Genomic DNA, 13,137 nt, shown 5'->3' with positions numbered 1-13,137 from the left:
TAAGTCGTCACGATCTCACTCCATTGTCTTGATCAGGGTTTGCCAGCGTTGCCGGTACGATGAAAGTTCGGGAAGGCCGGAGATATCAGGTGCTTCGGCCGCCAGCGTCGCAGGCGAAGCACGCCTTTCATGCGACGCCAGCATGGCGGCGCCCGTCGCCGTTCCGGTCGTGCTGCGGCTGACGAGCACGCGTCGATCACGCAGGAAGGCCGCAACGATGGCGCCATAAAGGGGATCGACGACGAAATTGCCGTCGAGCACCACCGTCTCTGTGGGCGGAAGGTCCTGAATGCAGGCCGCGGTCAGCAGCGCCGAATAGAGCACTGCGAGCGTGAACCGGACGTCTTCCTCCTCCGCAAGCGGGCCCTCGAGACGGCCGCGATGGGCCGTGCCGGGAAAGAGCCCGTCATCCGAGCCGAATGTCGGCAGTGCAAAGGTAGCTGACGCCACGATCATCCGAAGTGCCTGCAACGAGGCGGGACCCGAAGCCTTTGCGACGACGGTCGAAAATTCCCGGCCGCCCATGGTCAGCATCCCCGGTGTCGGGTTGCCGAAGACATCGGCATTGCAGGAATGGCCGGGTCGCTCGACGCTGAAATCGACACCGCCGCCATCGGTCAATGCAACGATCCAGGTGCCTGTGGAAACAACGGTGAAATCGGAAAGATCGGCCGCCTGATAGCGGTATAGATTGGCCGAGGAATCGTGCACGCCGCACAGGATGCGCGTCGTCGCCTTCAGTCCGCTGCGTCTGGCGAGCTCGGGCTTCAACGGACCAAGCGTTTCCCACGCTCGCCGCATCGGCGGCATGAGACGCTGCCATCCGCGGTTTGCAACGAGCGATGCCGGCCGGCCGTCGGCCGATGCCCACAGATGAGACTGCGCCGCAAGGCTCGTCACTTCGCTCGCCAGCACGCCGGACAGGCGGAACGCCCAATATTGCGGCGTGGCGAGATAGGCGCTGGCCGCCGCAAAGGTCTCCGGCCAGTACATTTCCTGCCACAACATCTGCCGTGCCAGATGCGCCGCACCCAGCATGATGGCACTTGCCCTCTCGCGATAGGAGCCGGCAATTGACCTGTATCGCGCATCGACATCCGCGGGGATCAACTGCTCATAGTCGATCATCGGCATTGCAGCACCTTGTCCGTCGACCAGCACACCGCCGGACCCATGCGCGCAGGTAATGATCGCGCCTATATCGTGCCTGCGTGCCAGCTCCGTCAGGCTATCGACGAGCCAGTCCTCCAGATTGTCGAGATCGTGATGGCGGTAGGGCGGACCATCCTTCACGGTATTCGGCGTCGACAGCGTTTCCAGTACGCGGCCGTCATCAGTTGCCGCCGACAGCTTCACATTCGTCTTGCCGATGTCGAAAACCGCAACGATGCTCATTTGGGACCGAAGAAACGTGTCGGCAGCAGCCACATCAGGTAGGGCCGCGCCGTCTGAACCGCAGCGACGAAGATGAGAATGCCGCCCCATATCGCGACGGTCAGGTAATTGCTGAGACCGAACTGGTTGAAGCCGGAGGAGATGACCTGCAGGATCGCCAGCGCCAGCATCAACCCGCCGGCCGTACCGAAGCCACCGAAGGGATCGACGCCGCCAAGCACGGCCGCAAGTATCGTCACCAGCAGATAGGATTGCGCATAATCCGCGCTTGCCGAGTTGAAGGTCGCCAGCATGACCAGCGCCGCGAAGAAGCAGATCAGGCTCGACATGACATAAACGCCGACCAGCACGCGGCGCGTATCAATGGCGGAATAGCGGGCCGCTTCGATATTGGAGCCGATCATGGCGCAGGCGACGCCGAAGGCGGTACGCCGCAAGATGAGGCTGACGATGACAGCAACCACGATCAGCAGCAGGAAGATCAGCGGCACCCCCACTATCGTCGTCGTCCCGATGCGGCTGAAGCCGTCCGGTATGCCTGAGAGCGCCATGCCGCGGGTCAGATAGATGCTGATGCCGTCGATCAGCGATTTCGTGCCGAGCGTGATGAGGATCGGGTGAACGCCGGTATAGGCAACGAGCGCGCCGGTGATAAGGCCGATGAGCAGGCAGAGCACAATGCCGGCAAGAAGCGCCAGTATGATCACGGCGAGCGCCGTTCCCGTGCCGCTATCGGGCGTGATCAGGCTCTGCATGAGGAAGGCCATCAGCAGCGCGCATTGGTTGGTCGTCGCGATGATCGCCAGATTGAGGCCGCCCGTGATCAACGGCGCCATCATCGCCAGGGACAGAAGGCCCAGCAGCGGCAGCTGGTACATGAAGGATTGCAGCGTGCCGAGCGAGGCAAAATTCGGAATGAACAGGGAGAAGCCGGCAACCAGAAAGACCAGAAGGACGACAAGCCCGGTATGGGCGCCGGGAATGCCCGACCGCATGCGCGTCATCAGGTCTGTGAGGCTGCTGTTGAGGTTATAAAGAAGCGAAGGTTCAGCCATTGGACGACGCTCCCGCAATGATGCGATGGCGACGGCTCGGCCGCGAACTGATGACGGTGATCGAGGTCGAAACCAGGATGGTGATGCCGATGACGATCTGGAAGAAATAGGAGGAGACGCCGAGCAGGTTGAGCCCATTCTGCAGCACGGCCAGAAGCACGATGCCGAGCAGCACGCCGGGCACGGTGCCGACGCCGCCGGTCAGGCTGGCACCGCCGAGGACAGCGGCTGACAGTACGGCAAGCTCCGTGTTGTACATGGCATTGGGCACGCTTTCGCCGACCCGGTGCGCCTGCAGCAGGCCGGCAATCGCCGCCATCAGCCCGAGATAGCCATAGGCGACGAATTGCAGCCGGCCGATATTCATGCCAATCCGTCGCGCTGCCTCCGCATTGCCGCCCATCGCATAAAGCTGCCGCCCGACGGAAGACCGCGTCATCCATGCCCAGGTGAACAGCGTCACCACCACCATGGCGACGATGGGCAACGTCACGCGAACGATGTCGCCGGATGCCGTTTCCATGCGCCAGAAGACGATGCGGTTCGTCCACCAATCCGGCAATGTATAGATCGACTTGCCGCCGGAGAAATACATCAGCAGCGAGAAACTGACGCTCATCATGGCGATCGTGGCTATGATCGAGGTGATGCGCACATAATGAACCAGAAGTGCATTCAGGCAGCCGAGACTGACGCCGATCGCCAGGCCAAAGCCAATGACGACGGACGCGGAGAAGCCGAACTGCGTTGCCAGCAGCGCCGCGCAATATTGCGCCACGGAGGCGGTTGCCGCGAAGGATATGTCGATGCCGCCCGAAACCAGCACGACGAAGAGGCCCATCGCCATGATCGCCTGTACGGAATAGGTTTCGAGCAGATCGATAATATTGGCGAGCGTCAGGAAATCGTGCGCCGTCATGGAAAAGACGATCACGACTGCGGCAATGACAGCCAGGAGCCACGCTTCGGAACGCCGCTTCAATTGCGCGACAAAAGATGGTCCGGCCGTTTGACTGTGCTCACGCATAGATGCGCTCCTTCATGTTGGCCTCGCTGACGTCGCCCGGCACCGCTTCGCCGACGATGCGGCCGGCACGCATGTGCAGGATGCGATCGCAAGTCGCAAAGAGTTCGGAGATTTCGTCGGAGATGAGGATGATGGCGACGCCTTGGCGCGCCAGTTCGGCCACCACATCGTAGATGCCCTGCTTGTTCTTGATGTCGACGCCAACGGTCGGGGAATCGAGGATCAGCACCTTCGGCCGCGTCGCAAGCCACTTCGCCAACACGACACGCTGCTGATTGCCGCCCGAAAGGGTCTGCACGGCGCGATCGGCCGAGGGAACCTTGATGGCGAGCCGCTTGATCCAATCCTCGGCGAGCTGCCTGCGTGACTTATCGGGAATGAGCCCCAGCCGGTTTGCCATGCCCCGCATGATCGCGAGCATGATGTTGTCGCCGATCGACTGCTGCAGAATGACGCCGAGGCTCAAGCGATCCTCGGAGACATAAGCGATGCCGGCGCGTACGGCATCGCGATTGGAGCGGAGCACAAGCTCCTTGTCCTCAAGGCGAATGCTGCCGCTTTCGGCCCGATGCATGCCGAACAGCGTCAGCGCAAGCTCGGTTCGGCCCGATCCCAGCAATCCGGAAATCCCAAGCACCTCGCCACGACGGAGAGTAAAATCGATATCGGCGAACTCACCGCGGCGCGACAAACCATGAACTTCCAGAATAGGCGCTTCCTCACCCATGTTGCGGGCAACGATCGCGTGATCGATATCGAGCCCCGTCATCAGATGAGCGATCTTCTTTTCGTTCATCTGATCGGCAGGCCAGGTGCCGACCTTGCGGCCATCGCGCATGACGGTGACGCGCTCGGCGATCTCGACGACTTCGTCGAGCCGGTGGGAAACGAAGACGACGGCGATACCGTCTGCCTTGAGCCGTCCGACGATCCCCAAGAGGCGGTCGACCTCGGCCCGTGTCAGCGACGCTGTCGGTTCGTCCATGAAGATCAGTCGCGCCTCGGCTGCCAGGCCGCGTGCGATCGCGACGATCTGGCGCTCGGCCACCGAAAGATCAGAAACTACGAGATCGAGGTTGAGCGCAAAGCCGAGCCTTGCAAGGACAGCGCTTGCCTTCTCCCGCATTTGCTTCCAGTTGACCGGCTTTACCAGCCGGTCGAGATGGCTTTCAATGGCGACATTTTCGACAACGGACAGGTTGGGAAACAGGGATAGGTCCTGGAAAATCACCTGAATCCCCAGAGCCTTGGCGCGTGCGGGATCAAGCGGAAGAACCGACTCGCCCTCGATCTCGATCATCCCAGCCGACGGCGGATGCACGCCGGCCACGGTCTTGATGAGGGTCGACTTGCCGCAGCCGTTTTCGCCGACAAGGCAATGAATCTCGCCGGATTGCACATCCCAGTCGATCTCTTCCAATGCCCGCACTCCGCCGAACCGTTTGGACAGTCCAATCAAACGCAGAAATGGAATTTCATCGCTCATCGATCCACTCCAATCGCCATGAATCGGCCGGCGGCGGCTTAGAGCCTGCCGCCGGCCCTCGGGAGGAACAGCCAGAACTTTTCCGCTTTTTTTGAATTGCGGAAAAGCTCTATCCTCTTGGTTCCTTACGCATTTCCGGACGGAAAACCGCTGCGCACTTTTCCTGGAAATGCTTTAGAGACCAAGCGCGACGAGCCGGTCGATATTCTCCTTATCAAGCGACTCGAGCTTCTGGGCCTGGATGAGCTTCTTATCTGGATAGACACGCACCTTGCCAACGCCGGTCAGCTCCATATTGTCGGTCGGTTCCTTGCCGGCCGCCAGCAGGGAGGCGAGCTGGACGAAGATTTCGCCCGCCGTCATCGGGTTCCAGATGAAGCCGCCGCGGATGGTGCCGGACTTGACGTATTTGACGCCCTGCCCCGGCGAGAAGCCACCGACCAGCACAATCGACTTCGCCTTTTCGCGGTCGTCGAGAACGCGCGCCGCACCGATCGGACCTTGCGAGCCGAACGTCAAGATACCCTTGAGATCCGGATGAGCGCGAAGCTGATCCTGCGTGGTCTTGATGCTGTCATCCAGGCTCTCGGCCACGCCGAAGCGATCGCCGAGCATTTCCATCTTCGGGTACTTCTGCTTCTGATAGGCGATCGCGGCATCGGCCCAGGCATTATGCAGGGGAACCGTCAGCGATCCGACATAGACGATATATTTGCCTTCTTCACCCATCTGCTTCGCCAGCAGGTCCATATGGGCCTGGCCATAGCCTTCGATGGTCGTCAGCTCGAAGTCCCAATCAGCTTCCTTCTGGTTCGGCCCTTCATGGGCCAGCACCTTAATGCCTGCGGCTCGCGCACGGCCGAGAACGGGATCGAGGGCAGCGGAGTCGTTCGGCACGATGCCGATGACAGCGACCTTGCGGGCGATCAGATCTTCGATCGCACGCACCTGCTGGGCAGCATCGGCCTGCGTCGGCCCGACCATCCAGGCGTTGGCCTTGTATTCCGGCGCTGCCTTCTTGATGCCGACTTCCATGGCATTGAACCATGGAATGCCGCCGATCTTGACCACGACGCCGACTTGCGGCTCGGCCGCCTGTGCGACGCCGATCGTGCCGCCCAGAGTGCCGGCGACGACAGTTCCACCTATTCCGGCGAGTAGGGTTCGTCTTGTAACGTCCATTTTTCTCCTCCCAGTTTCGTGTTACCCGCCTCCTCAAGCGGGCTCCGCGGCGTCGAACCGCGGATCTCGACGGCGCAGCGCAGGCGCCGCGTAACCGGCTTTCCGGCAGAGCCGGTCATGCGCCGCAACAGCAGCGCCCAGGCCTGTTCGGCCATTTCCTCGATGGGCTGACGCACCGCCGTAATGCCGGGTGCGACCAGCTGCATCCATTCCATATCGTCGAAGCTTGCAAAGGCGAGATCGCCGGGCACGGAAAGCCCGATCTCCGCCATGGTGCGGTAGGTCAAAAGCGTCGTGCCATGGTCGAGCGAAAACAACGCGCCAGGCAAAGGACGTTGACGCAGCCGCTCCTCTAGGCGCTGCGCGCCATTGGCATCGTCTATGCCAATTTCCAGCATTTCGACATGCATACGGTCGGCCGCAGCTCGCACGCCTTCCCAGCGTTCGCAAACATTGGTGATCGAAAGGCTGCTGCCAAGAACCAGGCAATCACCATAACCTTGCTTGTCGAGATGGGCGGCGATCGCGCCAGCGGCCGGGCCATTGTCGACCGCGATCAAATCGAAGCCTGCCGCATCCGGTATACGGTCGGCCAGCACGACCGGTGCGAAGAAGCCGTTCGGCAAGCGTTCGGCAAAAGCGCCATCACAGGGGATGACAATCAGGCCGGCCGGCCGCCATGAGCGGATCTTGCGCAGCCGGTCGGCCTCCTCCTCGACATTGTTGCGCGCGGAGACGACCACCAGATCATAATCGTCGAGACGCGCCAGATGCTCCAGCGTGGAAACGAAAGAGGCAAACATCGGATTGGTCAGATCCGGCACGACGACGCCGGCAAGCTGCGCCTTGCGCGAGCGCAGCCGCGATGCGCCGAGATCGACGACATAGCCAAGCTCACGCACCGCGTCGTTCACGCGCCTGGCGAAATCCGGAGAGACCGTGGGCTTGCCATTGAGGACATTCGAGACTGTTGCCACCGAGACGCCTGCCCTGTCGGCCACCATCTTGATGGAAGGGGTTCGTGACTTCGACATTCTGCCCTCCCTTCAACAATCTTAGATTGATACTACGAAAATTCTGGTGAAACGTTTTATTGTAAGCTATACCAGCATAGATGCAGTGTCAACGTGAGCGTTTCCAAGTATAAAACGATTCATGTCTTTCGCATTGCAGCAAATATTTTTTGCATCCACGAAATCGGGAGGACGAGCATGAACAAACTAGGAGTTCACGCGCTGGTATGGGAGGCCGGCTGGAGCCGCGACGAATGCGCCCGCGCAATCGCAAAAAGCGCCGAGGTGGGTTACGATTTCATCGAGGCTCCGGCGCTCGATCCAAGCCTGATCGATCCGGAATTCACCCGCCGGCAGCTGGAGAAGAGCGGCATCGGCATCAACTTCTCGCTCGGTCTCGATTTTGAAACCGACATCTCAAGCGGGGACAAGGAGAAGGGTCGGCGCGGTAAGGAAAAGCTGGAACAGGCGATCGCCGTCTGCCGCGATTGTGGCGGCGACTATATCGGCGGCATCCTGCATTCGGCTTTCGGCAAATATACCGAGCCGACGACGGCTGCCGGCGTCGCGCAATCGGTCGACATCCTGCGCCAGGTGGCCGAAACGGCAGCGAAAAGCAACATCACGCTAGTGCTGGAGGTGGTCAACCGCTATGAATCCAACGTGCTGAACACGGCCGCCCAGGCCGTGGAGATGTGCAAACGCATCGGCATGCCGAACGTGAAGGTGCATCTCGATGTCTATCACATGAATATCGAGGAATCCGATATTCAGGCCGCCATTCTCGAAACCGGCGACTACCTTGGATATTTCCACACCGGCGATTCCCACCGCGGCTATATGGGCTCGGGCACGATCGATCTTACCGGCGTCTTCAGGGCTCTCGTCCGTTCCGGCTATAAGGGACCCATTACATTCGAATCCTTCTCCTCGCGCGTCGTCGGCCAGCCGCTCGAAGGCATTCTCGGCATCTGGCGCAACCTCTGGGATGATGGCCGCGACCTCGCCGAACATGCGCTGATGTATACGAAGGCGCAGCTCAAGGCTGCTCAGGAGGCCCAGCGTCAAAGTCAGCAGCGCAGCCGTCTTCCGTAATACGGCACTCCATTGCGCCGAAGCATCGGCTCCCCTTCCCAAGGGAGCCGATTTCGCTCAGGCAGAAATCGCCTTGCTTTGAAGCGGCGTCTGATGAACGACGATACGCGCGTGGTATGGAATGCGTTCGTAGAGGTCGATGACGTCCTGATTGATTAGTCGAACGCAGCCAGACGACGCTGCCTTGCCGATCGAGCGCCATTCCGGCGAGCCATGCAGACGGTAGAGCGTGTCCTTGCCATTCTGGAAGATATAGAGCGCGCGGGCACCCAGCGGGTTCTTGATACCCGGGTCCATGCCGCCATTGGCAACTGAATATTTCGCGAGTTCCGGCTTGCGGGCAATCATGTCTCCCGGCGGCTTCCAGCGCGGCCAATGCTGGCGCCAATGAATGATCCCTTCGCCCTGCCACGCAAAGCCGTCGCGGCCGATGCCGACACCATAGCGCATGGCCGTGCCGCCGCGCTCAACGACATAGAGAAATCTCGATGCCGTATCCACGACGACTGTACCGGGCGCCTCGCCGGTCGGATCGGGAACGCGCTGACGATAAAACTTCGGGTCCAGCTTTCGATAGGGAACGGCCGGAATGACATGGCCGCCATCAACCACAGATCCATAGCGCGCTTCGAGCTCGGGATCCGGTGTAATAATGCTCTGAGGTTCTGACGCCACGGGAACGACGGGCGGCACACGAGCTGGAGCTGCAATCGGAGTCGGAACAGGAGCTGTTGTCGCACAGCCCGCAAGCGCCGCAGTCGCGGAGATCGACCCCAGCATGAAAGCCCGCCGGGAAAGAGTCTTTTCAGTCTTGGTTGATTGCATTCCTATCCTAACAAACCCCGCAAATTGATATCGCCCCTTCAACCGATGAGGTCAAAAGATGCGACATGTCTCATCATCAAGTGGTGATGACCTCATAGCCACTCGGGACCTGTGATGACAAGTTCGCCAATACCATGACCATGCAACTCGATCGACGAGTGTGGGCCATAAGCCACAGGGATGTTGCATTTTCGCGAGTGTATCGGGCGTTTGCAGCCATGCCGGCGTGCAAACGCCCTGATTGCAGGCGCAGCGTCTGCTCGCCGCAACGCTGCGATATGTACCGGCTAGCTACTGAAGGAATGGCCGGGCAAGACATTGTATCCCATGTCCAGCCAGATCCTCATACCGGGCTGCAAGCGGTTTCTAAAGGTTGCACGAAGACTCGGCTCCAGATTGATTTTGCTGGCGGGATTTGCGCTCGTCATGCAAGGTCAGATCTCGCCTTGCCCGCGCGCTCGCGGCTTCGATCGGCCCCGCCTTTCCCTGCTCGGCAATCACAGCCCGCGCCCGCTCGATATCGACCATGTAGTCACGGGCCAATGGTAGGGCGGAAACGTTCTTCGTCAGCTGCAATTGCCAGTTCATGTGACCCATGCGACGGAAGGCAAGTTCGGATCCGACGAGGTAGAATTCAAACATCCGACAGAACCGCTCGTCATAGAGCTTGGCCAAGGTGCTTCTGTTCTTCATGAAGCGGTCGCGCCACTGCTCAAGCGTCTTGGCATAATGCAGCCGCAAGATCTCGATGTCGGTCGTCCAGAGGCCGGATTTCTCAACCACGGACAGGACTTCGGAGACCGCCGGCGAATAGCCGCCGGGGAAGATATATTTCGCAATCCACGGATTCGTGCTGCCTGGACCATCGGCCCGACCGATTGCGTGGATCAGCGCGACGCCATCCTCCTTGAGCACGGAGCGGATCTTGTCGAAGAAAGTCTTGTAATGGTTGATGCCCACGTGCTCGAACATGCCGACCGAGACGACGCGGTCGACCGGACGCGTCCAGGAGCGATAATCCAGCAGTTCGAACGTGACCATATGCTCCAGCCCGGCATCCTTCGCGCGGGCTCGTGCAGCCAGCAATTGCTCCTCGGAAAGCGTAAGACCCGTCACCCGAGCACCGAATTCCCTGGCGAGATAGAGCGCCATGCCGCCCCATCCGCAGCCGATGTCCAGAACCTCGAGGCCCGGGCGATCGAGCATGAGTTTCGATGCGATATGCCGCTTCTTCTTGAGCTGAGCTTCCTCGAGCGTTTCGTCACCGACGGGAAAATAGGCGCAGGAATATTGCCGGTCCTCATCCAGCATCAGCGAATAGAGCCGTGCGTCGAGATCGTAATGATGCGCGACATTGCGCTTCGAGCGACCGGCAAAGTTCAATTGGTCGAGATTTCGGCGCAGCCAGCGAACCTTTTCCATCAGCTTCTCGAAGGGATGGCTTCCGCCTTCCATCATGTTGAGGGCGAGCAGATCCACCATTTGGAATAGGTCGCCGGATGCCGGTTCGACTTCGCCGTCCATATAGGCCTCGCCCAGCGCCAAAGCCGGATTGAGGAGCAGACGGCGTTTTGCACGGGTGGTATTGATTTTCATCGCTGCACGCGGTTCCGCCCCCGTACCGAAACTGCGTGTGGAACCATCCGGAAAAGTGACCGTGAGCGTTCCGATTTTGATCAAGCGAGAAAGAGCTGCTTCTAGGAACATGACAACTACCTGTTTATCGTTTCCTTGACGGGAATCTCGTGGCCCGAGGGTCACGAAGAATCCCGTACCGGTATCGAAAGCGTACTACTTAATCTGGTAAAATATCCAGATCATTTGCGACATCAAGGTTGAGTAAGCTCAAACGCGGCTACGGGGGTGCCTGCCATTCGCAGGATCAAGGCTCGACCAGATATAGTAGGCCGGCTCCGTGATTGTGAGACATCTTCCGGCGACAAATAAGAGCCTCCCGGGCATCCACATCGCCAAGCGCGCTCCCCATCACCGGAATCCCTGATACCGTATGCCTCGCTCCTCAGATATCGAAGGCGCTCGGCAGAACCACGACGTCGCGGATCGTCACGTTGCGCGGACGTGTCAGCATGAACATGATGGCATCGGCGACTTCCTTGGGCTCGATCAAGGCGCCGGCTTCCTTGGCCTTGCGCAGATTTTCCTCGGGCCAATCGGCGAGCAAGGCGCTGATGACCGGGCCCGGAGAGACAGAGCCGACCCGAACACCGCTCTTCAGAAGCTGGCGCCGCATGGCCTGGACGAAGCTGGTCATTGCCCATTTCGAGGGCGAATAGACAGGCTCCCAAGGGATTGCCGAATGCCCGGCGACCGAACTCGTGACGATGATGTCACCCGTCCCGCGCTCAATCATGTGCGGAGCGACGGTGCGGACATTCTTGATGACGACATTGACGTTGAGGTTGAGCATCCTGTCTATGGCATCGAGATTGGCTTCCACCAGGTCACCGCCAATATAGGTGCCGGCATTCGCATGAAAGATGTCGAGATGATCGACCTTGGCAAGGATGCCCTCCAGCAGCCCGGCGCACTGCTCTGCATCGAGCAGATCGACGACAAGCGGAATGGCAAGTTCGCCCAGGCGCTCGCATACCGATGCCAATGCGCTCTCATCGCGATCGATCAAGACGACCTTCGCTCCCGCCGCAATCATGGCCTCGCTCGAGGCGAGCCCGATCCCCGATGCCGCACCGGTCACCGCGGCGATTTTCCCCGTCAATTCGTCCATCGTCTTCTCCTCCTTGGATCAAAACAGCTATCATTTTCCCGCACTGCAGACCGGGCAATCATTGGCAAAACTCGAGATAGTCTCCGACATCCGCAGTGCGATCAGTCCATCGCGCTTATGGAGCGATCGTCATCGAACGGCCTGTACCTCCAAGCACCGCCTCTTTGCTCAAACGGAACCGCATCAGGAACGTCTTTCCGTGGCTGCGATGAACGCGTCGAGTTGCTCTCGGGTGCCGGCCCCCTCCATCGGGCCGACAACGGTGACATTGCGCGCGCCTGCCGCAGCCGCATAGGTCAGGGCGTCTGCCGCCGACATGCCCAGACGACGACAGGTGAGATAGGCACCGCCGAAGCAATCTCCGGCGCCGGTCGGATCGATTTCCCTGACGATGAAGGCCGGCGCATCGATGCGCTCGCCTTCCCTGCTGTAATAAGTCGCGCCATCGGCTCCGCGTTTCAGTACGATTTCCTTGACTCCGATTTCAAACAGGCGGCGGATCGCATTGGTTTCGCCCTCGACGCCGGCCGCACGTTCAAGCTCCTCCCCAGAGGGCAGCAGCAAATCTGCCTTGGCCACGAGCCGGGCAAACCGCCAGTCGGTCGCCTCGTCGAGCTTGAGTTCCTTGCGAATGTTCGGATCGACGGAAAGCGTGCCGCCGCGGGCCTTGACGATATCGACTGCCCTGTCGATCACCTCACACGCGCTCGGAACGGATAGCGCCGAGCCCATCACATGCAGGTGTCCGGCACGGCCGATGAGATTGCGGACACCTTCGCTCCAGCCAAAGCGAGCAGCCGCGGATGTCGCGATATTATAAACGAAGTCGCGGGAACCGTCCTTGCGGTAGCGAACGAAGGCGCTGCCGGTCGGATAGTCCGGGTCGATGGATATTGCCGAGATATCGACGCCGTCGCCCTTGAGCCTTTCGAGATTGACCCGGCCGAAATCATCGGCGCCGACAGCGCCGATCATCGCCGCGCTGCCGCCAAGCCGCCCGCACTGGGAAATGAAGATCGCCGGCGCGCCGCTGGCAAACGGTCCGACGAGCGGCTGTGCATCCATGAAACCGTTGCCGACCGTCGTGGCAACGATTTCCACGAGGATTTCCCCGACGCAGACCGTTGGACCAAGCTGGTCGGGTGCCAGTGCTGAACTCATTGCAATCCTGCTTTCGATCCCTGTTGTTCTCAGCCTGCGGCGGCCTGTCGCTGCGCTCCACCCTCACCGCAAGACTGATTGTTTTCCAGCAAAAAGAGACGCTGGCGAAACATATATGCTGCGTTGAACGTTCGACCAGAAGCATTCTTCTC

Annotated in this window: 11 protein-coding genes; 1 reads left to right on the top strand and 10 read right to left on the bottom strand. The window is 60.2% G+C overall.

Annotated elements, in window-relative coordinates; genetic code table 11:
- Positions 1 to 15: 15 nt before the first annotated feature.
- The 6 genes from AC13RM_RS24905 to AC13RM_RS24880 all read right to left on the bottom strand — a co-directional run bounded on the left by AC13RM_RS24905 (position 16) and on the right by AC13RM_RS24880 (position 7,179).
- Positions 16 to 1,395 carry an FGGY-family carbohydrate kinase gene (locus AC13RM_RS24905; protein WP_488555781.1) on the bottom strand — a complete coding sequence of 460 codons (1,380 nt, stop codon included), beginning with the start codon at positions 1,393 to 1,395 and terminating at the stop codon, positions 16 to 18.
- Positions 1,392 to 2,450 carry an ABC transporter permease gene (locus tag AC13RM_RS24900; protein WP_488555780.1) on the bottom strand — a complete coding sequence of 353 codons (1,059 nt, stop codon included), beginning with the start codon at positions 2,448 to 2,450 and terminating at the stop codon, positions 1,392 to 1,394. The genes AC13RM_RS24905 and AC13RM_RS24900 overlap by 4 nt, the downstream gene beginning before the upstream one ends.
- Positions 2,443 to 3,477 carry an ABC transporter permease gene (locus AC13RM_RS24895; protein WP_488555779.1) on the bottom strand — a complete coding sequence of 345 codons (1,035 nt, stop codon included), beginning with the start codon at positions 3,475 to 3,477 and terminating at the stop codon, positions 2,443 to 2,445. Before AC13RM_RS24895 ends, AC13RM_RS24900 begins: the two co-directional genes overlap by 8 nt.
- A complete protein-coding gene (locus AC13RM_RS24890) occupies positions 3,470 to 4,963 on the bottom strand; it encodes a sugar ABC transporter ATP-binding protein (protein WP_488555778.1) in 1,494 nt (497 codons plus the stop codon). The genes AC13RM_RS24895 and AC13RM_RS24890 overlap by 8 nt, the downstream gene beginning before the upstream one ends.
- A 174-nt stretch (positions 4,964 to 5,137) precedes the next feature.
- On the bottom strand, positions 5,138 to 6,145 hold the full coding sequence (locus AC13RM_RS24885; protein WP_374818516.1) for a substrate-binding domain-containing protein: 1,008 nt from the start codon (positions 6,143 to 6,145) through the stop codon (positions 5,138 to 5,140).
- Positions 6,109 to 7,179, bottom strand: coding sequence for a LacI family DNA-binding transcriptional regulator (locus tag AC13RM_RS24880; protein ID WP_374818519.1), 1,071 nt, complete (start codon positions 7,177 to 7,179; stop codon positions 6,109 to 6,111). The genes AC13RM_RS24885 and AC13RM_RS24880 overlap by 37 nt, the downstream gene beginning before the upstream one ends.
- Before the next feature lie 177 nt (positions 7,180 to 7,356).
- On the opposite strand from AC13RM_RS24880, the gene AC13RM_RS24875 reads away from it, so the two are divergent.
- Positions 7,357 to 8,253, top strand: a complete 897-nt coding sequence (locus tag AC13RM_RS24875) for a sugar phosphate isomerase/epimerase family protein (protein WP_285173660.1) — start codon at positions 7,357 to 7,359, stop codon at positions 8,251 to 8,253.
- Between the two features lie 57 nt (positions 8,254 to 8,310).
- On the opposite strand, the gene AC13RM_RS24870 is transcribed toward AC13RM_RS24875, so the two are convergent.
- The 4 genes from AC13RM_RS24870 to AC13RM_RS24855 all read right to left on the bottom strand — a co-directional run bounded on the left by AC13RM_RS24870 (position 8,311) and on the right by AC13RM_RS24855 (position 12,985).
- Positions 8,311 to 9,033, bottom strand: coding sequence for a L,D-transpeptidase (locus AC13RM_RS24870; protein ID WP_488555777.1), 723 nt, complete (start codon positions 9,031 to 9,033; stop codon positions 8,311 to 8,313).
- A gap of 411 nt (positions 9,034 to 9,444) precedes the next feature.
- A complete protein-coding gene (locus tag AC13RM_RS24865) occupies positions 9,445 to 10,785 on the bottom strand; it encodes a class I SAM-dependent methyltransferase (RefSeq protein WP_374818522.1) in 1,341 nt (446 codons plus the stop codon).
- A gap of 313 nt (positions 10,786 to 11,098) precedes the next feature.
- Complete coding sequence (locus AC13RM_RS24860) at positions 11,099 to 11,824, bottom strand: SDR family oxidoreductase (RefSeq protein ID WP_374818525.1); 726 nt, start codon at positions 11,822 to 11,824, stop codon at positions 11,099 to 11,101.
- A 183-nt stretch (positions 11,825 to 12,007) separates the two neighbouring features.
- On the bottom strand, positions 12,008 to 12,985 hold the full coding sequence (locus tag AC13RM_RS24855; protein WP_374818528.1) for a tagatose kinase: 978 nt from the start codon (positions 12,983 to 12,985) through the stop codon (positions 12,008 to 12,010).
- Positions 12,986 to 13,137 lie beyond the last annotated feature (152 nt).

Source organism: Martinezella sp. CNPSo 3732 (assembly GCF_057784515.1).
Note: the sequence above shows the minus strand (reverse complement) of the source record. Positions and strands in the feature narration are given on the sequence as shown.

Bases quoted from the DNA above. Each gene is read 5' to 3' on its own strand.
- AC13RM_RS24905 (WP_488555781.1), bottom strand. From the start codon at position 1,395: ATGAGCATCGTTGCGGTTTTCGACATCGGCAAGACGAATGTGAAGCTG.
- AC13RM_RS24900 (WP_488555780.1), bottom strand. From the start codon at position 2,450: ATGGCTGAACCTTCGCTTCTTTATAACCTCAACAGCAGCCTCACAGAC.
- AC13RM_RS24895 (WP_488555779.1), bottom strand. From the start codon at position 3,477: ATGCGTGAGCACAGTCAAACGGCCGGACCATCTTTTGTCGCGCAATTG.
- AC13RM_RS24890 (WP_488555778.1), bottom strand. From the start codon at position 4,963: ATGAGCGATGAAATTCCATTTCTGCGTTTGATTGGACTGTCCAAACGG.
- AC13RM_RS24885 (WP_374818516.1), bottom strand. From the start codon at position 6,145: ATGGACGTTACAAGACGAACCCTACTCGCCGGAATAGGTGGAACTGTC.
- AC13RM_RS24880 (WP_374818519.1), bottom strand. From the start codon at position 7,179: ATGTCGAAGTCACGAACCCCTTCCATCAAGATGGTGGCCGACAGGGCA.
- AC13RM_RS24875 (WP_285173660.1), top strand. From the start codon at position 7,357: ATGAACAAACTAGGAGTTCACGCGCTGGTATGGGAGGCCGGCTGGAGC.
- AC13RM_RS24870 (WP_488555777.1), bottom strand. From the start codon at position 9,033: ATGCTGGGGTCGATCTCCGCGACTGCGGCGCTTGCGGGCTGTGCGACA.
- AC13RM_RS24865 (WP_374818522.1), bottom strand. From the start codon at position 10,785: ATGTTCCTAGAAGCAGCTCTTTCTCGCTTGATCAAAATCGGAACGCTC.
- AC13RM_RS24860 (WP_374818525.1), bottom strand. From the start codon at position 11,824: ATGGACGAATTGACGGGGAAAATCGCCGCGGTGACCGGTGCGGCATCG.
- AC13RM_RS24855 (WP_374818528.1), bottom strand. From the start codon at position 12,985: ATGAGTTCAGCACTGGCACCCGACCAGCTTGGTCCAACGGTCTGCGTC.